Origin of the sequence: Paenirhodobacter hankyongi, from assembly GCF_003664585.1 — a bacterium.
GTDB lineage: Bacteria > Pseudomonadota > Alphaproteobacteria > Rhodobacterales > Rhodobacteraceae > Rhodobacter > Rhodobacter hankyongi.
Genome location: NZ_RCHI01000002.1, coordinates 139,591 through 165,583, shown reverse-complemented (window position 1 = coordinate 165,583; position 25,993 = coordinate 139,591). Strand labels below are relative to the sequence as shown.

Genomic DNA, 25,993 nt, shown 5'->3' with positions numbered 1-25,993 from the left:
GCTGCTCATTTTTCGCTGACCCTAGCACAATTCTCGGATCGCGCGAAGCCCCTAGCGCCGTTCGAAACGTGCGGCAAGCTCGACATGCGCAGACCAGCGGAATTGATCGACGACGATCAGTTCTTCGAGCGAAAAACCGGCATCCAGCAGACGGCGGGCGTCGCGCGCGAAGGTGACGGGGTTGCACGAGACATGCACCAGCCGGCCGAGTCGCGAGGCGGCGATCTCGCCGATCTGGGCCTCGGCGCCGGCGCGCGGCGGGTCGATCACCACCGCGTCGAAGCGGCCGATCTCGTCGGGCAGCAGCGGGCGGCGGAACAGGTCGCGGGCCTCGTGGGTGACACGCTTGAGGCCCTGCGCCTCGCGCCAGCCACGATCAAGCGCGGCCAGCATCGCCGCTTCGCCCTCGACGGCATGGACCTCGGCGGTCTCGGCGAGCGGCAGGGCGAAGGTGCCGCAGCCGGCAAACAGGTCGGCGACGCGGGCGGCCTTGCCCACCGCCTGCCGCACGAAGCCCACCAGCGCCGCCTCGCCCTCGGCGGTTGCCTGCAGGAAGGCGCCGGGCGGCGGGGTGACGCGGGCGCGGCCGAAGACCTGCTGCGCCGGGCGCCGGGCGGCGACGGTTTCCTCGCCCCAGCTCAGCCGCGCAAGGTCATGGCGGCGGGCAAGCCCCGCGAGCGCCTCGAAGAGTGCCGGGTCCATGTCCTTGCCGCCCTTCGCGGCGATCTCGACGCCGGCCTCGCTCAGGGTCAGGGCGAAGGCGATCTCGCCCTTGCGCGAGGCACCAAGCGCGGTCGCCTCCTGCAGTGCTGGCACCATCGCCAAAAGCTCGGGGCGCAGGATGCGGCAGCCGGGCACCTCGACCAGCGTGTCCGAGGCGCGGGCGTGAAAGCCCACAAGCGTGCCCTTCTTCGTGCGCCGGCCGGCAAGCGTGGCGCGGCGGCGCGAGAATTCGGGCGAGGTCTCGACGCGGGCGACCGTCGCCTCGATGCCGCGCTGCGCAAGCGCGTTCAGCACCACCGAGGCCTTCCAGCCGGCGACGAACCCGTCCGAGCCATGCTGCAGCACGCAGCCGCCGCAGGCGCGGTAATGCGGGCAGGGCGGCTTCACCCGGTCGGCCGAGGGGGTGAGGATGCGCGGCGCGGCGATGCGGCCGGCCTCGACCTCGCCCTCGACCTCCTCGCCGGGCAGGACCATGGCGACATGCACGGTGCCTTCGGGGCCGTGGGCAACCCCGTCGGCGTGCAGCGAAAGGCGGTCGATGGTCAGCGTCATGGCGTGGCTCCTTTGCGCGGGAAGTAGCAAAGCCGGGCCCGCCGCGCCATCGTTATTGCGCGGCCTCCTCCTCGGCCGTGACCTCCTCGGTGCCGAGGAATCCGCCCGATTGCCGGCTCCAGTAGCGGGCATAGAGCCCCTGCGCCGCCAGCAGCTGGGCATGGCTGCCCTGTTCGACGATGCGGCCGCGGTCGAGCACGACGATGCGGTCCATCTCGGCGATGGTCGACAGCCGGTGCGCGATGGCGAGCACGGTCTTGCCCTCCATCACCCGGGTCAGCGCCTCCTGGATCTGCGCCTCGACCTCGCTGTCGAGCGCCGAGGTCGCCTCGTCCAGCACCAGGATCGGCGCGTTCTTGAGGAAGGCGCGGGCGAGCGCGATGCGCTGTCGCTGCCCGCCCGAGAGCCGCACGCCACGTTCGCCAAGCGCCGCGTCATAACCGCGGTTGCCCTGGAAATCGACGAGGCCACGGATGAACTCGTCGGCCTCGGCGGCCTTCGCGGCGGCGATCATCTCGGCCTCGGTCGCGTCGGGGCGGCCGTAAAGGATGTTCTCGCGCGCCGAGCGGTTGAACATCGCGGTCTCCTGCGTGACCATGCCGATCTGCCGGCGCAGGGATTCCTGCGTCACCGCGCGCAGGTCGTGGCCGTCGACGCGCACCGCGCCCTTCTCGGTGTCATAGAGCCGCAAGAGCAGCGCGACGAGGGTCGATTTCCCCGCCCCCGAGGCGCCGACGATGCCGATGCGTTCGCCCGGACGGATGGTCAGGGTGACGTCATCGAGCCCGCCCGCCTGCCGGCCATAGGCGAAGGAGACATGGTCGAAGGCGATCTCGCCCCGCACCCGCGCGAGCGTGAGCGCGTCGGGGGCATCGGTCAGCGCGTGTGCCGGGGTCAGGGTGCGCATGCCGTCCTCGACCTCGCCGACATTGCCCCACATCGCCATCAGCGCCTGCGACACCCAGCCCGACATCTGCGCGATGCGAATGGCGATGGCGCCGGCCGCGGCGATGTCGCCGGGGGTCGCAGCGCCCTTTTGCCACATCAGGATCGCGCCGCCGACGAGCAGAATGGGCAGCAGCCCCGAGAAGGTGATCTGTGACAGCCGGTACCAGGTGCTGGTGACGCCGAAGTCGCGGGCGCGGTCGCGGAAGGTCTCCATCGCGCCAAGCGCGGCGCGGTCCTCGTGCTCGGCATGGGCGAAGAGCTTCACCGTCTTGATGTTGGTGATGGTGTCGACAACCTGCCCGGTGACCATCGCCCGCGCCGAGGCCCGCGCCTTCGAGCGGCCACGCACATGCGGCAGGAAGCTGCGGATCAGCGCCAGATAGGCGACCAGCCAGATCGCCAGCGCCAGCGCCCCCCAGCCGTCGATGCCGGCCAGCAGCACCACCGAACCGACGATCGAGGCGAGCGCGAAGAACACCGTGCCGATCACCTCGGACACGGTGTCGGTGACGGCGCGGGCGGTCTGCATCTGCTTTTGCGCGATGCGGCCGGCAAAGTCGTTGTCGAAGAAGGTGACGGCCTGGCCCATCGTCCAGCGGTGCAGCCGCGACAGCACGAGCGGCAGAACGTTCGGCCCGATCAGCATGTTCGACGACCAGGTGGAGAGCCCGAAGGCCGCCGGCCGGATCACCAGGTAGAACAGCGGAAAGGCCAGCAGCAGCGCCCAGTTGTCCTGCAGATAGGTCGGCCCCGGGGTGCCGGTGGCGCTGTCGATGACCAGGCCCAGCAGCCAGGCGGCGGCGACCTCCATCGTGCCGGCGGCGGCCGAGAAGAAGCCCGAGACCCAGATCGCGGGCCAGGCCCCGCGCAGGCACCAGCGGAAGAAGGCGCCAAGGCGCTGCGGCGGTGGCCCCTCGGCGGGGCGGAATGCGTCGATCATCGAAAACCCTTTCTGCCCGCCGAATATAGGGGCGGGGCGGCCGGGGGAAAGGGCTCAGCCCAGAAGGGCGGCGCGGTCGAGGGCAAAGCCCGAGGCGATCCAGCGCGCCTCGAGCTCCTTCAGACGGGCGCCAAGCGCCGCGCCCTGAAGTGCGGGCATCAGGTCGGCGGCCTGCACCGGGAAGCGCTGCGCGGCGCCGAATTCGACCCTGTTCCGGCTCGTTTCCGCGGGCGGCATGCCGGTCAGCGCGGCCTGGATCAGCACCGCATCCAACCCGTCGCGCGCGCCCAGCCGATAGCCCAGAACCGCCGGCCCCTCGCCCGAGAGCGCGCCCTCGCGCAGCCGCTCGAGCCGCCGCGCCTCGGGTTTCGACAGCCGCAGCCGCTCGGCCGGATCGGTGCCGCCCAGCACCGCCAGCCGGCGGATCGGGTCGGCGGGCAGCCCGGCCTCGAGGTGAACAAGCGGCGCGAGCCCGGCCGGATCGGCGCCCGGAAGCACATGCGGCAGGATGCCGGTCGTGGCCATCGCGGCGATGGCGGGCGCGGGGTCGGGGGCGCCCAGAAGCTTGCGCATCTCGTGGCCGACCCGTTCGCGCGAGAGCCGCTCGATCCCCTCGGCGAGCATCGCGCAGGCGGCCAGCCCTTCGGCATCGAAGCCCTCTTCGGGCGCGCCATACCAGGCGGTGAAGCGGAAGAAGCGCAGGATGCGCAGGTAATCCTCGCGGATGCGCTGCGTGGGTTCGCCGACGAAGCGCAGCCGGCGCGCCGCCAGATCGGCCAGCCCCTCGCCCAGCGGGTCGAGCACGGTGCCGTCGGCGCGGGCGTAGAGCGCGTTCATCGTGAAGTCGCGCCGCGCCGCGTCCTCCTCGATCCGGGTCGAGAAGGCGACGGTGGCGTGGCGGCCGAAGGTCTCGATGTCGCGGCGGAAGGTGGTGATCTCGTGCGGCTCGTGATCGGCGATCACCGTGACCGTGCCATGCTCGATCCCGGTCGGCACGGCGCGCAGCCCGGCCGCCTCGGCCAGCGCCACGACCCGCTCGGGCCGGGCGTCGGTGGAAATGTCGATGTCCGAGACTGCCGTGCCAAGGGCGGCGTTGCGCACGCAGCCGCCGACCAGGAAGGCCAGATGCCCGCCCGCCTCGAGCAGCGCCAGAACCCGCTGCACATGCGCGGCCTCGATCCAGGCGCCGGTCAGCCTCATGGTGCCATCCGGTCGCTCAGCGCGCGCAGGATCCGCGCGGTTGCCCCCCAGATGTAATAGGGGCCGAAGGGCGCGACGTAATAGCTGCGCCAGGTGCCGCGCCAGCGCCGCTTCTCGATGCGGAAACGCGCGGGGTCGGCGACATGGGCGAAGGGCACGGTGAACACTTCCTCGACCTCGCCGGGTTCGGCCTGCGGCACGAAGGGGCGGGCGACGCGGGCGATCACCGGGGTGACGAGAAAGCCGGTCACGGTCTCGTGCGGATCGAGCGTGCCGAGGATCTCGACGTTCTCGGGGGGCAGGGCGATTTCCTCGCGCGCCTCGCGCAGCGCGGCCATCGCTGCGCTCGGATCGCCGCTTTCGACCTTGCCGCCCGGAAAGGCGATCTGGCCGGGGTGGTGGCGCAGATGCGAGCTGCGCTTGGTCAGCCACAGCCGCAGCCCCGCCTCGTGTTCCTCGAGCGCGACCAGAACCCCCGCCGGGCGCAGCTTGCGCCCCTCGGGCAGGACGACGTCCGGGTTCAGGTCGTAATCCGAGGAGGGCCGCCCCGGGCGGGCCAGGGCGGCCAGAACCGGGGCGAACGCATCACTCATCGGCAGCCGCCTTCGGCGTGCCGTCGGGGTTCACCGTCGCCTCGAAGCCGAGCGAGGCAGGGTCGAACTCGTAGTGCGCGCCGCAGAACTGGCAATCGGCGGTGACCTTGCCGTCTTCGGTGGTCATGTGGCCGATGTCCTTGGCGGAATAGATCGCCAGGCTGTCGCGCACCCGCTCGGCCGAGCAGGTGCAGCCGAACTCCACCCGCTGCGGATCGAAGACGCGCGGCACTTCCTCGTGGAACAGCCGCACCAGCAGGCCGGTCAGTTCGACGCCCGGGCCGATCAGCTCCATGTCCTCGACGGTGTCGAGCAGCACGTTGGTGCGCACCCAGTTCTCGTCTTCTTCCCCCGCAAGGATGTCGGTGTGGCGCAGCAGGCCACCCTCGCCCGAGCCTTCGCGCGCGGCGCCGGCAACGGCCGGCATCATCTGCAGCATCACGCCGCCCGCCCGCCAGCGCTCGCCCTGACCGGGCAGGATCGAGCGGCCATAGGCCAGCTCGAACCGGGTGGGCAGCTGTTCGGACTGCGCGAAATAGGTCTCGGCGCAGGCGGCCAGCGAGCCGCCGTCAAGCGGCGTGATGCCCTGATAGGGCAGCGTGCCCTCGCCCTGGTCGATCAGGATGGCGAAATAGCCCTCGCCAATCTGCGAGAAGGGCGGCGCGTCGGGGTCGAGCCGGTCGGCATCGAAGCTCGCCCAGCCACGGATACGGGCGGGTTCGCCATTCTCGCCGGGGCCGTAGTAATCGGTGGCGAGGATGCGGATCGGGCCATTGCCGCGCACCTGGATCGAGAGTTTCCAGCGCAGCTTGATGGTCTGGCCGATCAGCGCGGTGAGCAGCGCGACCTCGGCCACCAGGGCCTCGACCATCGGCGGGTAATTGTGCTGTGCGAGCACCTGCTCGAGCACGCCGTCAAGGCGCGCGATGCGGCCGCGCACGTCGGAACGGTCGAGCTGGAACGGCAGGACGGTATCGTCCCATGCGATTTGCGAAAGCGTGGTCATGTATTTCCCGGGGGTTTTCGTTCAGCCCTTGGGCTGCCATATCCTGCCTATATAGGCGCGGCAACCTTTCGACCAAGGGGGCGCAGCACAGGAGGGCAGGATGCGGCGGTTTGGAGAGGCGATCGTGCGGGGGCAGGCCTATCGGCCACGGCCGGGGGCCTATGCGGTGCTGATGCGCGCGGGCCAGGTGCTGATCACCCATCAGTCGCGGCCACATCCCGAGTTCCAGCTGCCGGGCGGCGGCATCGACCCGGGCGAGGGCGCGCTGCAGGCGCTGCACCGCGAGGTGTTCGAGGAAACCGGCTGGTCGATCGGCGCGGCGCGGCGGCTTGGCGCCTATCGCCGCTTCGCCTACATGCCCGAATACGACCGCTGGGCCGAGAAGATCTGCACCGTATTCCTCGCACGCCCGGTGCTGCGCCGCGGTCCGCCGAGCGAGCCGGGCCACAGCGCCGTCTGGCTGGCGCCCGAGGAGGCGATCGACCTGCTTGCCAGCGCGGGCGACCGGCATTTCCTGGCGCAGGTGCTGCGCGGGGGCGCGGTCTAGTCGGCGTTCTGCTTGGAGCCGTCGAACTCGAACAGGATCGCCGAGACGTCGTCGCTCAGCTGCCCGCCGGTGAATTTCTCGAGATCCCAGTAGAAGGCATCGAGGAAGGCGGGGCCGCGCAGGCCGCTGCAGCTGCGCATGATCCGCGCGAGCCCCTCCTCGGCCAGCAGCATGCCGTGCTGGCTCGAGGCCTCGGTGATGCCGTCGGAGGCCAGAAGCAGCCGGTCGCCCGGGTTGAGCTGGGTGGTGATGGTCTCGTATTGCGCATCGTCGATCAGACCGATCGGCATGCCGCCGGTGCCGAGAAACTCGATCTCGCCGCCCTTGCGCTGCACCGCCGGGTAGGGGTGGCCCGCCTGCACCAGCGCCACCCGGCCCGAGATCAGGTCGACATCGGCATAGATCAGGGTGAAATAGCTGTCGGTCGACATTTCCTGCAGCACGAGCGCGTTCAGGAAGGCCGCCAGCTCGGCCGGGTCGCGGGCGTCGTAGATGCCGTATTCGGTCTGGATCAGGGCGATGTTCTGGTCTGGAGAGGAGCCCGACAGATAGCCCGACAGCCGCGCCGTCATCAGCGCCGAGGTGATGCCGTGGCCCGAGACGTCGATCCCGTAGAGGCCGACGCGGCGCGCGTTGATCGGGAAGAAACCGACCAGATCGCCGCCGACATGACCCGAGGGATGCAGCATCAGCGACACCTGCGCCGAACCGAAGGAACGATAGCGTTCCTTCACCAGGCTCTGCTGCAGCTTGCAGGCCTCGGTCAGGTCGCGGTCGACCGAATCATAGAGCCCCTGCAGCTCGCGCAGGGTGGAGGAGAGCATGCGGTTCTTCTCCTGCAGCTCGCGCTCCATCGTCAGGATCCGCTCGCCCGCGGCAAGGCGGGCGCGCAGCTCGGTGCCGTTCACCGGCTTCGACAGATAGTCGTCGGCACCGCTCTCCAGCCCGTAACTGACGTCGTTCTTGTCGTTCTTCGAGGTCAGAAGAACAAAATAGCCATAGCTCGCACGGTCCATCTGGCGGAAGCGACGACAGAATTCGATGCCGGTCATGCCGGTCATCATCCAGTCGGACAGCACGATGTCAGGCTCGATCTCGGTGCAGATCGCGAGCGCCTCCTCGGCAGAGCCCGCCTCGATCACCTCATAGCCGGCGCGGGTGAGCTGCGCCGAGAGGATGCGCCGCTGCATCCGGCTGTCGTCGACAACCAGGACGCGTCGGGTCGTGCGGAAGGTGGCCGCGTCTTGCGCGGACCTGCGCTGGGGCAGCATCGTCTGACTCGAACTCTCGGCAAGGGCCATCTGCATCGCTCGGAGTGTCCGGCGACGGGCTTAAGATCAGGTGAATCGATCTGGTTAAGCCTTCCGCAAGCATTGCCGCCTAGCTTGCGCATCAGGAGACATGCCGAGGAGGCGCGCGCGATGATTGACTGGGAGCGGGTGACGGAGTTGCGGGAGGAGGTTGGCGCCGAGGAATTCGCCGAGGTGGTCGATCTGTTCCTCGACGAGGTCGAGACCACGCTCGCCCGGCTTGGCGAGGCCCCGGGGCAGCTCGAGGACGAGCTGCATTTTCTCAAGGGCTCGGCGTGGAATCTCGGTTTCCGCGAATTCGGTGCGCTGTGTCAGGACGGCGAAAGGCAATGTGCCGCGGGGCGGGGGGGCAGCGTCGAGATCGGCGCGGTGCGCGAAAGCTATGCCCGCTCGAAGCAGGCCTTCATGGCCCGCGCGGCGGAATTCCTGTCCCGCCCCGAGGCTCAGATCAGGAATTCGGCCAGCGCCTCGTCATCGGTGATGTCGCGATAGGTGAAGCCCGCCGCATCGAGCTGATCGGTCAGCGCGGCAAAGGCCCCGGCCTGTTTCGTCTCGATCCCGATCAGCACCGAGCCGAAGTTGCGCGCCGATTTCTTCAGATACTCGAAGCGGGCGATGTCGTCGTCCGGGCCCAGCATCTGCAGGAATTCCTTCAGCGCGCCGGGGCGCTGCGGCATGCGCAGGATGAAATACTTCTTCAGCCCCGAGAATCGCTGCGCGCGCTCCTTCACCTCGGGCAGGCGCTCGAAGTCGAAATTGCCGCCCGAGGTGACGCAGACCACGGTCTTGCCGCGGATCTCGGGGCCAAGCTCGGGCAGGGCGTCGACGGCAAGCGCACCGGCGGGCTCAAGAACGATCCCCTCGACGTTCAGCATCTCGAGCATGGTGACGCAGATCCGGTCCTCGGGCGCGCGCAGGATCTGTTCGGGCGCGACCCAGTCGAGTGCGGCAAAGGGCAGGGCGCCGATCCGCGCCACCGCGGCGCCGTCGACGAAGCTGTTCACCTGTTTCAGCGTCACCGGCTCGCCCGCCGCGACGGCCGCGGTCAGGCTGGCGCCGCCCGCGGGCTCGACGAAGCGGAAATCGGTGCCGGGCGCGGTCGCGCGCAGATAGCCCGTGACCCCGGCCGCCAGCCCGCCGCCGCCCACCGGCAGCACCACCAGATCGGGCGCCCGGCCAAGCTGGTCGAGGATCTCGACCCCGACCGAGGCCTGGCCCTCGATCACGTCCGTATCGTCGAAGGGGGCCAGGAAATGCGCCTGCACATCGGTGCAATAGGCCTTGGAGGCGGCCAGCGTCTGGTCGAAGTAGTCGCCCGTCAGCACGATCTCGACCGCATCGCCACCAAAGGTGCGGGTCTTGTCGATCTTCTGCTGCGGCGTCGTCACCGGCATGAAGATCGTCCCCTTCACCCCGAAGTGACGGCAGGCGAAGGCCATGCCCTGCGCGTGGTTGCCGGCCGAGGCACAGACGAAATGGCGCGCCTCGGGGTCGTGTTCGCGCAGCTTGCGCATCGCGGTGAAGGCGCCGCGCAGCTTGTAGCTGCGCACCGGCGTCAGATCCTCGCGCTTGAGCCAGATCTCGGCGCCATGGCGCTTCGACAGGAAGTCGTTGCGCTGCAGCGGGGTCGGCTCGAACAGTGCGCGCAGGGCGCGGGTGGCGGCGAGGGCGGAAAGGGCGAACTGGGTCATGGCGCCAGCTGTGGCGCGCAAACTTCGGGCAGGCAAGCCGATTCCCTTTGTGTCGGGAACAATTCCGCGCCCCCCTGCATGCTTGCAGGCCTTGAGATGCAGGGCAAAACGCACTATCCCGCGCCAAAACCATATCCGGAGGCTCTCCATGTCCGCGCCCAAGAAAGTCGTCCTCGCCTATTCGGGCGGCCTCGATACCTCGATCATCCTGAAATGGCTGCAGACCGAATACGGCTGCGAGGTGGTGACCTTCACCGCCGACCTCGGCCAGGGCGAAGAACTGGAGCCCGCGCGGCAGAAGGCGCTGATGCTGGGCATCAAGGAAGAGAACATCAACATTCTCGACCTGCGCGAGGAATTCGTGCGCGACTTCGTCTTCCCGATGTTCCGGGCGAATGCGCAGTATGAAGGGCTTTACCTGCTCGGCACCTCGATCGCGCGGCCGCTGATCTCGAAACATCTGGTCGAGATCGCGCAGCGCACCGGCGCCGATGCGGTGGCGCATGGCGCGACTGGCAAGGGCAACGACCAGGTCCGGTTCGAGCTGGGCGTCGCGGCGCTCGATCCCTCGATCAAGACGATCGCGCCCTGGCGGCTGTGGGATCTGACCTCGCGCACCAAGCTTCTGGAATTCGCCGAACAGAACCAGATCCCGATCGCGAAGAACAAGCGCGGCGAGGCGCCGTTCTCGGTCGACGCGAACCTGCTGCACACCTCGTCGGAAGGCACCGTGCTGGAAAACCCGGCCGAAGAGGCGCCCGACTATGTCGCGCAGCGCATCGTGCCGGTCGAACAGGCCCCGAACGAGCCCGAATTCATCGAGGTGACCTTCGAGAAGGGCGATGCGGTCGCGATCAACGGCGAGAAGATGTCGCCCGCGACGATCCTGACCAAGCTCAACGAGCTCGGCGGCAAGCACGGCATCGGCCTGCTCGATTTCGTGGAAAACCGCTTCGTCGGCATGAAGTCGCGCGGCGTCTACGAAACCCCCGGCGGCACCATCCTGCTGGAGGCCCACCGCGGCATCGAGCAGATCACGCTGGACAGCGGCGCGGGCCACCTCAAGGACTCGATCATGCCGCGCTACGCCGAGCTGATCTACAACGGCTTCTGGTTCTCGCCCGAGCGCGAGGCGCTGCAGGCGCTGATCGACAAGACCCAGGAATACGTCACCGGCACGGTGAAGCTGAAGCTCTACAAGGGCTCGGCGCGGACCGTGGCGCGGTGGTCGGACTACTCGCTCTATTCCGAGAAGCACGTGACCTTCGAGGAAGACGCGGGCGCCTATGATCAGCGCGACGCGGCAGGCTTCATCCACCTGAACGCGCTGCGGCTGAAGCTGATCGCGACCCGCAACGCCCGCGTGGCGAAGAAATGAGCCACTCGCAGCCCCGCGCCGCCATCGTCACCGTCTCCGACCGCGCCTCGCGCGGCGAGTATGAGGACAAGGGCGGCCCGGGCTGCGAGGCCTGGCTGCGGGAGGTGGTCACCACCCCCCTCGCCATCACCCGCCACATCATCCCCGACGGGCGCGAGAGCGTGGCCGACACGCTGCGCATGCTTGTCGGGGAAGAGGCGGATCTGATCCTTGTCACCGGCGGCACCGGCCCGGCGCCGCGCGACGAGACGCCCGAGGGTGTCGCGCAGGTGATCGAGAAGGAACTCGCTGGCTTTGGCGAGGAAATGCGCCGCGCCTCGCTGCTCGAGGTGCCGACGGCGATCCTGTCGCGCCAGTCGGCGGGCATCGCCGGCAAGTCGCTGATCATCACCCTTCCGGGCAAGCCCTCGGCGATCGCCACTTGCCTGAATGCGGTCTTCGCGGCCGTGCCCTATTGCCTCGACCTGATCGGCGCCGCCTTCATCGAAACCGATCCCGCGAAGATCGCGGCGTTCCGCCCGAAGGCGAAGTGACGGCCGGTCACGGGCCTTTCGCGCCCTCGGAAGGCGCGGGCCGCTTTCCCGCTTCCGATTGCTCCAAATATCCCGGGGTCCGGGGCAGCGCCCCGGTTCAGCGTTTCACGCTTGCGGTGACGTAATTCACGCTCAGATCGCGGTCCGACAGCGACCAGCGCCAGGACAGCGGGTTGAACACCATCCCCTTGCGGTCGACCGGATCGAGCTCCGCGCCGCGGATCAGTGCGTAAAGCTCGTCGGGCGTCACGAATTTCGACCAGTCATGCGTGCCCACCGGCAGCCAGCGCATCACCCGTTCGGCACCGATGATCGCCATCATGTAGCTTTTCGGATTGCGGTTCATCGTCGAGCAGAACATCAGCCCGCCGGGCGCCAGCAGCTCGGCGCAGGTGTTCACGAAGCCCTGCGGATCGGCGACATGCTCGATGATCTCCATCGCCAGCACCACGTCGAAGCGCTCGCCCGCCGCGGCCAGGTCCTCGGCCGCGCAGTGGCGATAGTCGATCGTCAGCCCCGACTGTTCCGCATGCAGTTTCGCCACCGGAATGTTGCCGCCGGCGGCATCGGCGCCGATCACGGTCGCGCCAAGCCGCGCCATCGGCTCGCTCAGCAGCCCGCCGCCGCAGCCGATGTCGAGCAGCCGCAGCCCGTCAAACGGGCGCGGCGCCTTCAGGTCGCGGCCGAACTGCGCGGCGATCTGCGTCACCAGATAGTCGAGCCGGCAGGGGTTGAGCATGTGCAGCGGCTTGAACTTGCCGTTCGGATCCCACCATTCGGCGGCCATTGCCTCGAATTTGGCCACTTCTGCCGGGTCGATCGTCTGCGTCGCAGCTTCCATGCCGTCCTCCGTCATTCCTTGCGCCTCCCCCGTGGCGGGCGGAGCTGAGCCGTTATATAGTCGGATCATGGATAGAAACGCAGGGCAAAAACGCGCAGCCGGCGCCTTTCTCTACCCGCCGGTCGAGCCCTTCGACCAGCGCATGCTCGACGTGGGCGATGGCCACCGGATCTATGTCGAGCAATCGGGCCATCCGCAGGGGCGCCCGGTGGTGGTGTGTCACGGCGGGCCGGGGGGCGGGTGCAGCCCGGCGATGCGGCGGTTCTTCGATCCGGCGCATTACCGGGTGATTCTGTTCGACCAGCGCGGCTGCGGTCTGTCGCGCCCGCATGCCTCGGTGACAAGGAACACCAGCTGGGATCTGGTCGCCGACATGGAGAAGATCCGCCTCGCCCTCGGGCTGCGCAGCTGGATCGTCTTCGGCGGCAGCTGGGGGGCGACGCTGTCGCTGCTTTATGCCGAGACCCATCCCGAGCGGGTCGATGCGCTGGTGCTGCGCGGGGTGTTCCTCGCCATGCGCAGCGAGCTCGACTGGTTCTATGGCGGCGGCGCGGGGCAGTTCTTCCCCGACCTGTGGGAGCGCTTCACCCGGCCGATCCCGGAGGATGAGCGCGGCGACCTGATCGCGGCCTATCACAAGCGCCTCTTCTCGGGCGATTACGCCGAGGAGGCACGCTTCGGCCGGCACTGGGCGATGTGGGAAAATGCCCTTGCCTCGGTGGATTACGACGGGTTCCCGGGCGAGGCCCCGGCCGATTACGCCCGCGCCTTCGCGCGGCTCGAGAACCACTATTTCACCCATGGCGCCTTCCTCGAGGAAGACGGCCAGATCCTCCGCGACCGCAGCCGCATCGCGCACATTCCGGCGATGATCGTGCAGGGGCGGATGGACATGATCTGCCCGCCGGTCTCGGCCTGGCGGCTGGCGCAGGGCTGGGACCGGGCCGAGCTGCGCATGGTGCCCGCCGCCGGCCACGCGCTGAGCGAGCCCGGCATCGCCTCGGCGCTGGTCGCGGCGATGGACCGGATGCGCTGAGAGCAAGCCGATCACGACCTCTTGAAAGTCCATGGCGGCTTCCCATCTGTTTCCGGCGGGCCGGGCCCCTCTGGCGTTTCCTGTGAGACGCGATGTCGGACCGCATCGAGTGCGCTCGATGTCGGCCCGGTGGCACGGTCGACCTCGGCGCGTTGCAACACGAGGTCATGGTGGAATTCCTTCTCTTTGCGTTCCTGGGCACTCCGGTCTGGATGTGGCTCGTCTTTCTTGCTCTGGTTCTGGCACTTCTCGTGCTGGATCTGGGCGTTCTGAACCGCACCGATCACGAGATCGGCGTTGCCGAAAGCCTGCGGATGTCGGCGCTTTACATCACGCTTGGCCTGTCCTTCGCGGGCTTCGTCTGGTTTCTCAAGGGGGCGGAGGCGACGGCTGATTACGTGACCGCCTTCGTCGTCGAGAAGACGCTCGCGCTCGACAACATCTTCGTCATCGCGCTGATCTTCGGCTTTTTCCGCATACCGCGGCAATATCAGCACCGGGTCCTGTTCTGGGGCATCCTCGGCGTGATCGTGCTGCGTGGGCTGATGATCGGCTTCGGTGCGGCGATCGTCGCGCAATATCATTGGGTTCTGTATCTTTTTGCCGTCTTCCTGATGCTGACCGGCGTCAAGATGCTGTTCACCCGCGAGGAGGCGCATCCGGACCTGTCGAACAACCCGCTGCTGAAGCTGCTGCGCCGGGTGCTGCCGGTCACCGACCGGATCGAGGGGCATGCCTTCACCGTGAAACAGCCGGACCGGACGGGGCGGATCGTGCGCCACGCCACGCCGCTGCTCCTTGCGCTGCTGATGATCGAGTTCGCCGATATCATCTTCGCGGTCGACTCGGTGCCGGCGGTGTTCACCATCACCACCGATCCCTTCGTGGTCTACACCTCGAACATCTTCGCGGTGCTCGGCCTGCGCGCGCTCTATTTCGCGCTGTCGGCGATCCTGCACCGCTTCGCCTATCTCAAATATGCGCTGGCGATCCTGCTGGTCTTCATCGGCTCGAAGATGTTCGTGGCCGACCTGATGGGCTGGGAGAAATTCCCGCCGGTCTGGTCGCTTGGCATCACCGTCGCGATCCTCGCCACCGGCGTCGTGACCTCGCTGTTGCGCACCCGCACGGGGCGCCCGGCGTGAAACGCTTGCAGACTCGGGGCGTTTGCCCTATATGGCTTCTCAACAGCGGCGCGCCGGGGTCCAAACCTGACGCCCACCGGAGAAGTGTGACGGGCCGCTTCGGCCCGTTTTTTGTTATTCAGAGGATCGGAACATGACCGACCTGATCGCCAAGACCGCGATCGACCGGCGTCTTGCCGAGATCGTCTCCCCCGTGATCGAGGGGCTGGGCTTCGAGCTTGTCCGCCTGCGGCTGCAGGGCGGGCGCCACCCGCTGCTGCAGATCATGGCGGACCGGCCCGAGGGCGGCATCGTCGTTGACGATTGCGCCGCAATCTCGACCGCGGTCTCGGCCGTGCTCGACGTCGAGGACCCGATCGAGGACCAATACACGCTCGAGGTCTCCTCGCCCGGCATCGACCGGCCGCTGACCCGGCTGAAGGACTTCGATGTCTGGGAGGGCTACGAGGCGCGTCTTGAGACCTTCGAGCAGATCGACGGGCGCAAGCGCTTCAAGGGCATCCTGCGTGGCACCGAGGGCGACGAGGTGCTGGTCGAGATCGAGGAGAAGGGCGAGATGGTCACCATCGGGCTGCAGTTCGACTGGCTGTCGGACGCCAAGCTCGTGCTGACCGACGAGCTGATCGAGGAGATGCTGCGGCAGAAGAAGGCCGACGGCACGCTCGACGAGACGAAGTTCGACGAGATCGAAGAAGAAGACGACACGAATTCCCCCGACGAGGAGATCTGAGAGATGGCAATCACCTCTGCCAACCAGCTCGAACTGCTGCAGACGGCCGAAGCCGTCGCGCGCGAGAAGATGATCGACCCGGATCTGGTGATCCAGGCGATGGAGGACAGCCTCGCGCGGGCGGCAAAGTCGCGCTACGGCAGCGAGATGGACATCCGCGTCCACATCGACCGCAAGACGGGGCGCGCCACCTTCACCCGCGTGCGCACGGTCGTGGCCGATGAAGAGGTCGAGAACTATCAGGCGCAGCTGACCGTCGCCCAGGCGAAGCAGTACAAGCGTGATCCCGAGATCGGTGACGAGATCATCGACGAGGTGCCACCGGTCGATCTGGGCCGCATCGCGGCGCAGTCGGCCAAGCAGGTGATCTTGCAGCGCGTGCGCGAGGCCGAGCGCGATCGTCAGTTCGACGAGTTCAAGGAGCGCAAGGGCACGATCATCAACGGCGTGGTCAAGCGCGAGGAATACGGCAACATCATCGTCGATGTCGGCCGTGGCGAGGCGATCCTGCGCCGCAACGAGAAGATCGGCCGCGAGAGCTATCGCCCGAACGACCGCATCCGCGCCTATGTGAAGGATGTGCGCCGCGAGACCCGCGGGCCGCAGATCTTCCTCAGCCGCACCGATCCGCAGTTCATGGCGGAACTGTTCAAGATGGAAGTGCCGGAAATCTATGACGGCATCATCGAGATCAAGGCCGTCGCGCGCGACCCGGGCTCGCGCGCCAAGATCGCCGTGCTCAGCCATGACAACTCGATCGACCCGGTCGGCGCCTGCGTCGGCATGCGCGGTTCGCGCGTGCAGGCCGTGGTGGGCGAGCTGCAGGGCGAGAAGATCGACATCATCCCGTGGAACGAGGATCAGGCGACGTTCCTGGTGAACGCGCTGCAGCCGGCCGAAGTGTCGAAGGTGGTCGTCGACGAGGACGCCGGCAAGATCGAGGTCGTGGTGCCCGACGAGCAGTTGTCGCTCGCCATCGGCCGTCGCGGCCAGAACGTGCGCCTTGCCTCGCAGCTGACCGGGCTGGATATCGACATCCTGACCGAGGCCGAGGAATCGCAGCGTCGTCAGGCCGAGTTCGCCGAGCGCACCAAGCTCTTCGTCGATGCGCTGGATCTGGACGAGTTCTTCGCCCAGCTGCTGGTGGCCGAGGGCTTCACCAACCTCGAGGAAGTGGCCTATGTCGATCTCGACGAGCTGCTGTCGATCGAGGGTGTGGACGAAGGCACCGCCGAGGAGCTGCAGGCGCGCGCCCGCGACTACATCGAGGAACAGAACCGCAAGGCCATCGAGGCCGCCAAGGCTCTGGGTGTCGAGCAGTCGCTCTTTGACTTCGACGGGCTGACGCCGCAGATGATCGAGGCGCTGGCCAAGGACGACGTCAAGACGCTCGAGGACTTCGCCACCTGCGCCGACTGGGAACTTGCCGGTGGCTGGACCACGGTGAACGGCGCCCGCGTCAAGGACGAGGGCATTCTCGAGAAGTTCGGCGTGAGCCTCGAGGACGCGCAGAGCATGATCATGACCGCACGCATCCAGCTTGGCTGGGTCGACCCGTCGGAGCTCGCCGAAGAGCCCGAGGAGTCGGAAGAGGAGGTCGAGGAGTAAGATGAGCCGCGGGGGCCGGGAAAAGGAAAACGAGCGGCCGGAACGGCGCTGCATCGTCACGGGTGACGTGCAGCCCAAGCCGGGGCTTGTGCGTTTCGTCGTCGGCCCCGATGGCACGATCTTCCCGGACCTGGCGGAAAAGCTGCCGGGCCGGGGGATCTGGGTGACCTCCGATCGGGAGGTCATCGAGAAGGCCGCGGCGAAGGGATTGTTCGCCCGCGCGGCCAGGGCGCAGGTGCGGGTGCCTGAAAACCTTGCCGACATGGTCGAGGAAGGGCTTGCGCATCGCGTGGTTGAGCTTATTTCTCTGGCGAGGAAGGCCGGCGGAGCTGTCGTCGGATTCGAGAAGGTCAAGGGCTGGCTTGCCGACGGCAAGGCGAAAGTCCTCCTGCAAGCCTCCGATGGATCGGAGCGCGGCAAGGGCAAGCTCTGGACACCGGAGGGCGGGCGCTGGTTTGGCTGCCTGACCTCCTCGGAATTGGGTTTGGCTTTCGGCCGCGATCATGCGATACACGGCGCGCTTGCGGCTGGCGGACTCACCCCTCGTGTGATTAGAGAAGCGGCAAGGCTTGCGGGGTTGCGCAGGCAGGACGGCGGCAAGACCGCCATGAAGGATAGTAAGACGGCATGAGCGATACGGACGGCAAAAAACCCCTCGGCCTTGGTGGCGGCGCGCGACCCGGTTCGGTGAAGCAGAGCTTCAGCCACGGGCGCACGAAGAATGTCGTGGTCGAGACCAAGCGCAAGAAGGTGGTGGTGCCGAAACCCGCAGCCGCAGCCCCCGTGAAGGGGACCGGCAAGGCGCACCTGGGCGATCCGTCGCGCCGCCCGGCCGGGATCTCCGACGCCGAGATGGAACGCCGTCTCGCCGCTCTGCGGGCCGCGAAGGCCCGCGAGGTCGAGGAAGCCGCGCAGCGCGAGGCTGATGAGAAGGCCCGCGAGGAAGAGCGCGAGCGCCGGCGTGCCGAGATCGAGGCCAAGGAGCGCGAGGAACGCGAGCGCGAAGAGGCGCTGCGCCTGAAGGCCGAGGAAGAGGAACGCAAGGCCCGCGAGGCCGAACTGCGCGAGAAGAAGAAGGAAGAGGTCCGGGCGAAGCCTGCGCCGAAGCCCGAGACCCCGGCCGATCCGGCCGCGGCCGAGGCTGCGGCCGCGCGTGCCGCGACCAAGGGCGTTTCGGCCACCGGTCCGCGCAAGACCGACCGCGACCGTGACGATCGCTCGACCGCGACGGATCGCGACAGCCGCGGCAAGGGCAAGGGCGGCGACGGTCGTCGCGCCGGCAAGCTCAGCCTGAGCGAGATGGAAGGCGAAGGCGGGCGTCAGCGCTCTCTTGCGGCGATGAAGCGCAAGCAGGAGAAGGCGCGGCAGAAGGCCATGGGCATGGGCCACAAGGCCGAGAAGCAGGCCCGTGACGTGCAGCTGCCCGAGACCATCGTCGTCTCCGAACTGGCGAACCGCATGGCCGAACGCGCCGCGGATGTCGTCAAGGTGCTGATGAAGATGGGGATGATGGTCACCGTCAACCAGACCATCGACGCCGACACCGCGGAGCTGGTGATCGAGGAATTCGGCCACCACGCCGTTCGCGTCTCGGATTCGGACGTCGAGCAGGTGATCGACACCGTCGAGGACAAGGACGAGGACCGGCAGTCGCGCCCGCCGATCATCACGATCATGGGCCACGTCGACCACGGCAAGACCTCGCTGCTCGATGCGATCCGCTCGACCAATGTCGTGTCGGGCGAAGCCGGCGGTATCACGCAGCACATCGGTGCCTATCAGGTGACGACGGAATCGGGGGCGGTGCTGACCTTCCTCGACACCCCCGGCCACGCGGCCTTCACCTCGATGCGGGCCCGTGGTGCGCAGGTGACTGACATCGTCGTGCTGGTCGTCGCTGCGGATGACGCGGTGATGCCGCAGACGATCGAGGCGATCAACCACGCCAAGGCTGCGAAGGTGCCGATGATCGTGGCGATCAACAAGATCGACAAGCCCTCTGCCAACCCGCAGAAGGTGCGCACCGATCTGCTGCAGCACGAGGTTGTCGTCGAGGAGATGGGCGGCGACGTGCAGACCGTCGAGGTCTCGGCCAAGACCCGCAAGGGGCTTGATACGCTGCTCGAGGCGATCGCGCTGCAGGCCGAGATCCTCGAACTCCGCGCCAACCCGAACCGGGCGGCGCAGGGTGCGGTGATCGAGGCGAAGCTCGATGTGGGCCGCGGTCCGGTCGCGACCGTCCTGGTGCAGAACGGCACGCTGAAGAAGGGCGACATCTTCGTCGTCGGCGAGCAGTGGGGCAAGGTCCGCGCGCTCATCAACGACAAGGGTGACCGCGTCGACGAGGCCGGTCCGTCGGTTCCGGTCGAAGTGCTTGGCATCAACGGCACGCCCGAGGCGGGCGACGTCCTGAACGTCGTCGAGACCGAGGCGCAGGCCCGCGAGATCGCCGATTACCGGATCAAGGCCGCCAAGGACAAGCGCGCTGCCGCCGGGGCCGCGACCACGCTCGAGCAGCTGATGGCGAAGGCCAAGGCCGACGAGAACGTGGCCGAGCTGTCGGTGGTGGTGAAGGCCGACGTGCAGGGCTCTGCCGAGGCGATCGTCCAGGCGCTCGAGAAGATCGGCAACGACGAGGTGCGGGTGCGCGTCATCCACTCCGGCGTCGGCGCGATCACCGAAAGCGACATCGGTCTGGCCGAGGCGAGCCAGGCGCCGGTCATCGGCTTCAACGTCCGTGCGAATGCCCCGGCCCGTGCCGCGGCGAACCAGAAGGGCGTCGAGATCCGCTATTACTCGATCATCTATGACCTGGTCGACGACATCAAGGCGGCGGCCTCGGGCCTGCTGAAGAACGAGGTTCGCGAGAACTTCATCGGCTATGCCACGATCAAGGAGGTCTTCAAGGTCTCCGGCGTCGGCAAGGTCGCGGGCTGCCTCGTCACCGAGGGCGTGGCACGCCGCTCGGCGGGCGTGCGCCTGCTGCGCGACAACGTGGTGATCCACGAGGGCACGCTGAAGACGCTCAAGCGCTTCAAGGACGAGGTGAAGGAAGTCATCTCCGGCCAGGAATGCGGCATGGCCTTCGAGAATTACGACGATGTTCGCCCCGGCGATGTCATCGAAATCTTCGAACGAGAAGAGGTCGAGCGCAGCCTGTAATCGCAGGATGCCGCACGAAATGCGAAGGGGGCCCGGTGGGCCCCCTTCTTCGTTTCCGTGAATGGTGTGCGCGGCACAGGCTGCGGCAAGCGCCGCTCAGTCGGCCTTGCGGGTGACGGGGCGCCCGACAAAGAGACGCCCGTCGACGCGGACGGAGACCCGGCCGTCGTCATGTTGCATTTCGAAGGTGCCCTGCACGGACACGCAGCTTCCAACCGTGATGGTGCGGAGCATCAGATATCCTCCAAATCTCTCATGCTGGCCCATTGTCACAGAACATTGTTAATTGGCAAACAAAAAAGACCGCTTTTCGCGGTCTTTGGATGCGTTTTGGACAAAATGTGAAGCGGGGCCGGAGCGGTCAGAGCCAGTCGCGCAGGATCGGGATCAGCGGCTCGTCTGCCGGCGGCATCGGATAGTCGCGCAGGTTCTGCGCCCGCACCCATTTCAGCACCTGGCCCTCGCGCGGCATGGGCGTGCCCTCCCAGCGGCGACAGGCGAAGAGCGGCATCAGCAGATGAAAGCCCTCGTAGCTGTGCGAGGCGAAGGTCAGCGGCGCCAGGCAGCTGTGCCAGGTGTCGATGCCGAGCTCCTCGCGCAATTCGCGGATGAGGGCCGCCTCGGGTGTCTCGCCGGGTTCGACCTTGCCGCCCGGAAATTCCCACAGCCCGGCCAGCGACTTGCCCGCCGGGCGCTGTGCCAGAAGCACGCGCCCGTCGGTGTCGATCAGGGCGACGGCGGAGACAAGCAGCACCCGCCCCGGGGAAACCGGGGCCGGCGCGCCTTCGGGGCCGCAGCCGCCGCTCAAGAGCGGTAATCCGCGTTGATGTCGATGTAGCGATGCGTCAGGTCGCAGGTCCACACCGTCTTCGCCGCCGAGCCAAGGCCGAGATCGACCGCGATCACCAGCTCCTTGTTCTTCATGTAGGCCGAGGCCGCCGCCTCGTCGTAATCGGGCACGCGCCAGCCGTTCTCGGCCAGAACCATGTCGCCAAAGCCGATGCGCAGCTTGTCGCGGTCGGCCTTCGCGCCGGACTTGCCGACGGCGGCGACCACGCGGCCCCAGTTCGCATCCTCGCCGGCAAGCGCGGTCTTCACCAGCGGCGAGTTGGCGATCGACATCGCGACCTTGTGCGCGTCCTCGGGCGTCTCGGCGCCGGTGACCCGGACCTCGACGAACTTCGTCGCGCCCTCGCCGTCGCGCACCACCTGCTGCGCAAGATCGAGCATCACGCCCCGCAGCGCCGCCTCGAAGGCATGCGCGGTCTTCGAGCGCAGGTCGTCGATCTCGGCCGCGGCCGAACGGCCGGTGGCGGCGAGGATCAGCGCGTCCGAGGTCGAGGTGTCGCTGTCGACGGTGATCGCGTTGAAGGTGTCGTCCACGTTGCGCGACAGGATCTTCTGCAGATTTGCGGCCGAGATCTTCGCATCGGTGAAGATGTAGACCAGCATCGTCGCCATGTTCGGCGCGATCATCCCCGAGCCCTTGGCGATGCCGGCGATCGTGATCGTGCCGCCCTCGCCCTCGATCTCGGCGGTGGCGCCTTTCGGGAAGGTGTCGGTGGTCATGATCGCGCGTGCCGCGGCCTCGATGCCGGTGGCATTGAGGCCCGCCTTGAGCGTGTCGATCGCCGCGACGATGCGGTCATGCGGCAGCGGCTCGCCGATCACCCCGGTCGAGGAGGAGAAGACGCGCGCCGCCGGCACGCCGAGCGCTTCGGCGACGGCGCCGGTCACCGCATCGACCGAGGCCTGGCCAAGCGCGCCGGTGAAGGCGTTGGCATTGCCCGAGTTGACGATGATCGCGGCGCCCGCGGTCTCGTCCACCGGGCCCGCCAGTTTCGCCTGGCAATCGAGCACGCAGGCTGCGCGGGTGGAGGAGGTGGTGAACACCCCGGCGATCGCCGAGCCTGGCGCGATGCGGGCGAGCATCACGTCGGTGCGCCCGGCATAGCGCACACCGGCGGCGGCGGCGGCGAAGTCGACGCCGTCGATCACCGGCAGCGCCGGGAAGGCCTCGGGGGCGAGCGGCGAGACGGGGTTGGCCGTCTTCACCTTTGCCTTGGCCTTCTCGACGATCTCCTCGCGGATCTCGCCCAGAACCGCCGCGGCCACCGCGCCCGCGTCGCCGGCCACATCGGCCAGCTCGGTCTTCAGCTTCTTCACCTTGGACTTCAGCTTTTCGACCTTGTCCTCGAGGTCCTTCTTCTTCGCCATGGGCTCACCCCCTCCGAAATCGGCTCACTCGCCGAGGATCTTGTCGTCTTTCAGGACGGCAGGGTCGATGCCATCCGTCTTCTTCTCGACCTTCGCCTTGGCGATGGTGTCGTTGACGCGGTCCTCGACCGCCTTCTGACGCAGATCGCCGGTCAGCTGGTCGCGCACGTCGTCAAGCTTCGGCGCCTCGGCCATGCGGGTGCCGTAGAGCTTGACCACATGCCAGCCGTATTCGGTCTGGATCGGGCCGACCACATCGCCGTCCTTCATCCCGGCGATGGCATCGGCGAAGGGCTGCACCATCTTGTCGAGCGCGAACCAGCCAAGGTCGCCGCCATTCGCCGCGGCGCCGTCCTGCGACTTGGCCTTGGCCTCTTCGGCAAAGTCCTTGCCGCCGTCAATCTCGGCCTTGATCGCCTTCGCCTCGTCCTCGGTCGGCACGATGATATGGGCGGCGTGATATTCCTTGGTCGGCTCGGCCTTGGCGTATTTCTCGTCATAGGCCTTCTGCAGCGCCTCGTCGGTCACCGCCTTCTTCGCGGTGCTGTCGAGCACGACGCCGGCGAGATAGGCGCGGCGGTCGACCTCGAGCGCGATCTCGTCGCGGTGGGTCATCATCCCCTCGCCGATCTGCGACAGCGCGGTCTGCTGGACCAGCTGGTCGAGGATGCCGTTGAACAGCACGTCATCGGGCAGCTGCTTGTATTCGGCGGGCAGGCCGTTGCGCACGGTCAGCATCTCGCCCAGCGTGATGTCCTTGCCGTTCACCGTGGCGACGACGGTATCGGCGCCGAGGTCGGTGCGGGGCGCCGGTTTCGCGTCCTCGGCCAGGGCCACGCCGCCAAGGCAGGCCACCAGCGCGGCGGTGCCCAGAAGTTTCGTCAGTTTCGCCATCAAGGCCACTCCAGCAAGGGCCGCGGCAGCCCGCGGCGTTGACACTCTGACGGCCGCCCCTTACATCGCCTAGGGACCTGTGAAGGCAGCTCCGCCCTGTATTCGTTCGCTGTTCTAGGCAACGGCCGGGGGGGCGGCAAGGCCGCAATGCACACGATTTGGTCAGACCAACCCGCGGAGAAAACATGCTGGGCCTCGGAACACTCGCGAAAAAGGTCTTCGGGACGCCGAACGACCGCAAGGTGAAATCGGTCCGCCCGCTGGTGGCGAAGATCAACGCGCTCGAACCCGATTTCGTGAAGCTCTCGGACGCCGAGATCATCGAGAAGACGCGCGAGCTGCAAAAGCGCGCGCAGGAGGGCGGCGAAAGCCTGGATTCGCTGCTGCCGGAAGCCTTTGCCAACTGCCGCGAGGGCGCGCGCCGCGCCCTTGGCCTGCGGGCTTTCGACGTGCAGCTGATGGGCGGCATCTTCCTGCATCAGGGCAATATCGCCGAGATGAAGACGGGCGAGGGCAAGACGCTGATGGCGACCTTCCCGGCCTATCTGAACGCGCTGGCCGGCAAGGGCGTGCATGTCGTCACGGTGAACGACTACCTCGCGCGGCGCGACGCCGAATGGATGAGCAAGGTCTATGGCGCGCTTGGCCTGACCACGGGTGTCGTCTATCCGTTCCAGCCCGACGACGAGAAGCGCATCGCCTATGCCGCCGACGTCACCTATGCCACGAACAACGAGCTCGGCTTCGATTACCTGCGTGACAACATGAAGGGATCGGTCGAGGAAATGATGCAGCGCGATCATTTCTTCGCGATCGTCGACGAGGTCGACAGCATCCTGATCGACGAGGCGCGCACGCCGCTGATCATCTCGGGCCCGTCGCAGGACCGCTCGGAACTCTATGTCGCGCTCGACAAGTATATCCCCGAGCTGACCGAGGCGCATTACACGGTCGACGAGAAGACCCGCAACGCGACCTTCACCGAAGAGGGCAACGAATACATGGAGCGCCGCCTGCACGAGGTCGGCATCCTGCCCGAGGGGCAATCGCTCTACGACCCGGAATCGACGACGATCGTGCACCACATCACCCAAGCCCTGCGCGCGCACAAGCTGTTCCACAAGGATCAGAACTATGTTGTCGCCGGCGGCGAGATCGTGCTGATCGACGAGTTCACCGGCCGCATGATGAAGGGCCGGCGCCTGTCCGACGGTCTGCATCAGGCGATCGAGGCGAAGGAAGGCGTGGCGATCCAGCCCGAGAACGTGACCCTCGCCTCGGTCACCTTCCAGAACTACTTCCGCCTTTACGACAAGCTGGCCGGCATGACCGGCACCGCCGCCACCGAGGCCGAGGAATTCGCCGAGATCTACAGCCTCGGCGTGGTCGAGGTGCCGACGAACCGCCCCGTCGCCCGCAAGGACGAACACGACCGGGTCTATCGCACCGCCGCCGAGAAATACGCCGCGGTGATCGAGGCGATCAAGGAGGCCCATGCCAAGGGCCAGCCGATCCTGGTCGGCACCACCTCGATCGAGAAGTCCGAGATGCTGTCCGAGATGCTGAAGAAGGACGGCATCCCGCACAACGTCCTGAACGCCCGCCAGCACGCGCAGGAAGCGCAGATTGTCGCCGATGCCGGCCGTCTGGGCGCGGTGACCATCGCCACCAACATGGCCGGCCGCGGCACCGACATCCAGCTGGGCGGCAACGTCGAGATGAAGGTGCATGACGAGCTGGCCGCCCACCCCGAGGCGAACCCCGACGCGCTGCGCAGCCGCATCGAGGCCGAGCACGCCGAGGAGAAGCAGAAGGTGATCGAGGCCGGCGGCCTCTTCGTTCTGGGCACCGAACGGCACGAGAGCCGCCGCATCGACAACCAGCTCCGCGGCCGGTCTGGCCGTCAGGGCGACCCGGGTCGCTCGCTGTTCTTCCTGTCGCTCGAAGATGACCTGATGCGGATCTTCGGCTCGGACAAGCTTGATGCGGTGCTGTCGAAGCTTGGCATGAAGGAAGGCGAGGCGATCATCCACCCCTGGGTGAACAAGTCGCTCGAACGCGCACAGGCGAAGGTCGAGGGCCGCAACTTCGACATCCGCAAGCAGCTGCTGAAATTCGACGACGTGATGAACGATCAGCGCAAGGCGATCTTCAGCCAGCGCCGCGAGATCATGGAAGCCGAGGACATCTCGGAGATCACCCGTGACATGCGCCTGCAGGTGGTCGCCGATCTCCTCGACACCTACATGCCGCCGAAATCCTATGCCGATCAGTGGGATGTCGAGGGCATGCGCGCCGCGGTCATCGACCAGCTGAACCTGGACCTGCCCTTCGCCGACTGGGCGGCCGAGGAAGGCGTCGATCAGGACGTGGTGAGCGAGCGGCTCGAGGCGGCAACCGATGCCTACATGGCGCAGAAGGCCGAGGCCTTCGGCGACGAGACGATGCGGGTGATCGAGAAGCAGATCCTGCTGCAGACGATCGACGGCAAGTGGCGCGAGCATCTGGTGACGCTCGAACACCTGCGCTCGGTCGTCGGCTTCCGCGGCTATGCGCAGCGCGACCCGCTGTCGGAATACAAGACCGAGGCGTTCCATCTGTTCGAGACGATGCTCGACGGGCTGCGCGTCGAGGTGACCCGCCGGCTGGCGCAGATCCGCCCGCTGACCGACGAGGAGCGTGCCGCGATCCTGGCCCAGCAGATGCCGCAGATGGCCGCGCCTGAGATCGAGCCCGAGCCGGACCTGCCGGCCGGTGCGGCGCCGCAGCCCGGCACGCCGGCGCCCGGTTTCGTCGAATCGGATCCGACCACCTGGGGCAACCCCTCGCGCAACGATCCGTGCCCCTGCGGCTCGGGCGAGAAGTTCAAGCACTGCCACGGCCGGATCGTCTGACCGAATTGCGGCACCCTTGGGGCGGCGCGGTGGCGACACCGGCCG

The 25,993-nt window shown here is 67.6% G+C and carries 23 protein-coding genes; 11 read left to right on the top strand and 12 right to left on the bottom strand.

Features of this window, described 5'->3' with window-relative positions; translation table 11 throughout:
- Nucleotides 1–51: 51 nt before the first annotated feature.
- From DYS74_RS02725 to hslO, 5 genes are read right to left on the bottom strand one after another with little or no spacing between them, the layout of a single operon-like run.
- Nucleotides 52–1,275, bottom strand: coding sequence for a class I SAM-dependent RNA methyltransferase (locus tag DYS74_RS02725; RefSeq protein WP_121530672.1), 1,224 nt, complete (start codon nucleotides 1,273–1,275; stop codon nucleotides 52–54).
- Between the two features lie 52 nt (nucleotides 1,276–1,327).
- Nucleotides 1,328–3,163, bottom strand: coding sequence for an ABC transporter ATP-binding protein (locus DYS74_RS02720; protein WP_121530670.1), 1,836 nt, complete (start codon nucleotides 3,161–3,163; stop codon nucleotides 1,328–1,330).
- A 54-nt stretch (nucleotides 3,164–3,217) separates the two neighbouring features.
- The gene (locus tag DYS74_RS02715; RefSeq protein ID WP_121530668.1) at nucleotides 3,218–4,363 is read right to left on the bottom strand and encodes a CCA tRNA nucleotidyltransferase; all 1,146 of its coding nucleotides are present in this window, start codon (nucleotides 4,361–4,363) and stop codon (nucleotides 3,218–3,220) included.
- Entirely contained in the window at nucleotides 4,360–4,956 is a 597-nt protein-coding gene (locus DYS74_RS02710; protein WP_121530666.1) for a CoA pyrophosphatase, read from the bottom strand. Before DYS74_RS02710 ends, DYS74_RS02715 begins: the two co-directional genes overlap by 4 nt.
- Nucleotides 4,949–5,962, bottom strand: a complete 1,014-nt coding sequence (hslO, locus tag DYS74_RS02705; protein ID WP_121530664.1) for an Hsp33 family molecular chaperone HslO — start codon at nucleotides 5,960–5,962, stop codon at nucleotides 4,949–4,951. Before hslO ends, DYS74_RS02710 begins: the two co-directional genes overlap by 8 nt.
- 100 nt (nucleotides 5,963–6,062) lie before the next feature.
- Here hslO and DYS74_RS02700 point away from each other — a divergent pair, with 100 nt between their 5' ends.
- The gene (locus DYS74_RS02700) at nucleotides 6,063–6,509 is read left to right on the top strand and encodes an NUDIX hydrolase (RefSeq protein ID WP_121530662.1); all 447 of its coding nucleotides are present in this window, start codon (nucleotides 6,063–6,065) and stop codon (nucleotides 6,507–6,509) included.
- On the opposite strand, the gene DYS74_RS02695 is transcribed toward DYS74_RS02700, so the two are convergent.
- Entirely contained in the window at nucleotides 6,506–7,780 is a 1,275-nt protein-coding gene (locus DYS74_RS02695) for a PP2C family protein-serine/threonine phosphatase (RefSeq protein WP_121530990.1), read from the bottom strand. The two genes, DYS74_RS02700 and DYS74_RS02695, sit on opposite strands and share 4 nt — an antisense overlap.
- A 150-nt stretch (nucleotides 7,781–7,930) precedes the next feature.
- Between DYS74_RS02695 and DYS74_RS02690 the strand changes: the two genes are divergently transcribed.
- The gene (locus tag DYS74_RS02690; protein WP_121530660.1) at nucleotides 7,931–8,311 is read left to right on the top strand and encodes an Hpt domain-containing protein; all 381 of its coding nucleotides are present in this window, start codon (nucleotides 7,931–7,933) and stop codon (nucleotides 8,309–8,311) included.
- On the opposite strand, the gene ilvA is transcribed toward DYS74_RS02690, so the two are convergent.
- Nucleotides 8,263–9,510 carry a threonine ammonia-lyase IlvA gene (gene ilvA / locus DYS74_RS02685; RefSeq protein WP_121530658.1) on the bottom strand — a complete coding sequence of 416 codons (1,248 nt, stop codon included), beginning with the start codon at nucleotides 9,508–9,510 and terminating at the stop codon, nucleotides 8,263–8,265. The two genes, DYS74_RS02690 and ilvA, sit on opposite strands and share 49 nt — an antisense overlap.
- A 148-nt stretch (nucleotides 9,511–9,658) precedes the next feature.
- Between ilvA and DYS74_RS02680 the strand changes: the two genes are divergently transcribed.
- Together DYS74_RS02680 and mog are read left to right on the top strand one after the other, a co-directional pair.
- Nucleotides 9,659–10,888 (top strand): argininosuccinate synthase, encoded by a 1,230-nt coding sequence (locus DYS74_RS02680; protein WP_121530656.1) that lies wholly within the window; start codon nucleotides 9,659–9,661, stop codon nucleotides 10,886–10,888.
- Nucleotides 10,885–11,421: a molybdopterin adenylyltransferase gene (gene mog / locus DYS74_RS02675; protein ID WP_121530654.1), complete on the top strand. Its 537-nt coding sequence runs from the start codon at nucleotides 10,885–10,887 to the stop codon at nucleotides 11,419–11,421. Before DYS74_RS02680 ends, mog begins: the two co-directional genes overlap by 4 nt.
- 97 nt (nucleotides 11,422–11,518) lie before the next feature.
- Here mog and ubiG read toward each other — a convergent pair whose 3' ends face one another.
- A complete protein-coding gene (gene ubiG / locus DYS74_RS02670) occupies nucleotides 11,519–12,262 on the bottom strand; it encodes a bifunctional 2-polyprenyl-6-hydroxyphenol methylase/3-demethylubiquinol 3-O-methyltransferase UbiG (protein WP_121530652.1) in 744 nt (247 codons plus the stop codon).
- A 67-nt stretch (nucleotides 12,263–12,329) separates the two neighbouring features.
- Between ubiG and pip the strand changes: the two genes are divergently transcribed.
- The 6 genes from pip (at nucleotide 12,330) to infB (ending at nucleotide 19,943) form a co-directional block, all read left to right on the top strand.
- Entirely contained in the window at nucleotides 12,330–13,298 is a 969-nt protein-coding gene (pip, locus tag DYS74_RS02665) for a prolyl aminopeptidase (RefSeq protein ID WP_121530650.1), read from the top strand.
- Nucleotides 13,299–13,465: 167 nt separating this feature from the next.
- Entirely contained in the window at nucleotides 13,466–14,443 is a 978-nt protein-coding gene (locus DYS74_RS02660; RefSeq protein ID WP_245965172.1) for a TerC family protein, read from the top strand.
- Between the two features lie 133 nt (nucleotides 14,444–14,576).
- Nucleotides 14,577–15,173, top strand: coding sequence for a ribosome maturation factor RimP (gene rimP, locus DYS74_RS02655; protein WP_121530648.1), 597 nt, complete (start codon nucleotides 14,577–14,579; stop codon nucleotides 15,171–15,173).
- A 3-nt stretch (nucleotides 15,174–15,176) separates the two neighbouring features.
- The gene (gene nusA, locus DYS74_RS02650) at nucleotides 15,177–16,781 is read left to right on the top strand and encodes a transcription termination factor NusA (RefSeq protein ID WP_121530647.1); all 1,605 of its coding nucleotides are present in this window, start codon (nucleotides 15,177–15,179) and stop codon (nucleotides 16,779–16,781) included.
- 1 nt (nucleotide 16,782) lies between these two features.
- Entirely contained in the window at nucleotides 16,783–17,412 is a 630-nt protein-coding gene (locus tag DYS74_RS02645; RefSeq protein WP_121530645.1) for an RNA-binding protein, read from the top strand.
- Nucleotides 17,409–19,943, top strand: a complete 2,535-nt coding sequence (gene infB, locus DYS74_RS02640; RefSeq protein ID WP_121530643.1) for a translation initiation factor IF-2 — start codon at nucleotides 17,409–17,411, stop codon at nucleotides 19,941–19,943. The genes DYS74_RS02645 and infB overlap by 4 nt, the downstream gene beginning before the upstream one ends.
- 96 nt (nucleotides 19,944–20,039) lie before the next feature.
- On the opposite strand, the gene DYS74_RS18575 is transcribed toward infB, so the two are convergent.
- The 4 genes from DYS74_RS18575 to DYS74_RS02625 all read right to left on the bottom strand — a co-directional run bounded on the left by DYS74_RS18575 (nucleotide 20,040) and on the right by DYS74_RS02625 (nucleotide 23,054).
- A complete protein-coding gene (locus tag DYS74_RS18575; protein WP_183077433.1) occupies nucleotides 20,040–20,177 on the bottom strand; it encodes a hypothetical protein in 138 nt (45 codons plus the stop codon).
- A gap of 127 nt (nucleotides 20,178–20,304) precedes the next feature.
- Nucleotides 20,305–20,697, bottom strand: coding sequence for an 8-oxo-dGTP diphosphatase MutT (mutT, locus tag DYS74_RS02635; RefSeq protein WP_240664615.1), 393 nt, complete (start codon nucleotides 20,695–20,697; stop codon nucleotides 20,305–20,307).
- A gap of 50 nt (nucleotides 20,698–20,747) precedes the next feature.
- Nucleotides 20,748–22,160, bottom strand: a complete 1,413-nt coding sequence (gene argJ, locus DYS74_RS02630) for a bifunctional glutamate N-acetyltransferase/amino-acid acetyltransferase ArgJ (protein ID WP_121530639.1) — start codon at nucleotides 22,158–22,160, stop codon at nucleotides 20,748–20,750.
- A 24-nt stretch (nucleotides 22,161–22,184) separates the two neighbouring features.
- On the bottom strand, nucleotides 22,185–23,054 hold the full coding sequence (locus tag DYS74_RS02625) for a peptidylprolyl isomerase (RefSeq protein WP_121530637.1): 870 nt from the start codon (nucleotides 23,052–23,054) through the stop codon (nucleotides 22,185–22,187).
- Nucleotides 23,055–23,239: 185 nt separating this feature from the next.
- Here DYS74_RS02625 and secA point away from each other — a divergent pair, with 185 nt between their 5' ends.
- Nucleotides 23,240–25,948 (top strand): preprotein translocase subunit SecA, encoded by a 2,709-nt coding sequence (gene secA, locus DYS74_RS02620; RefSeq protein WP_121530635.1) that lies wholly within the window; start codon nucleotides 23,240–23,242, stop codon nucleotides 25,946–25,948.
- Nucleotides 25,949–25,993 lie beyond the last annotated feature (45 nt).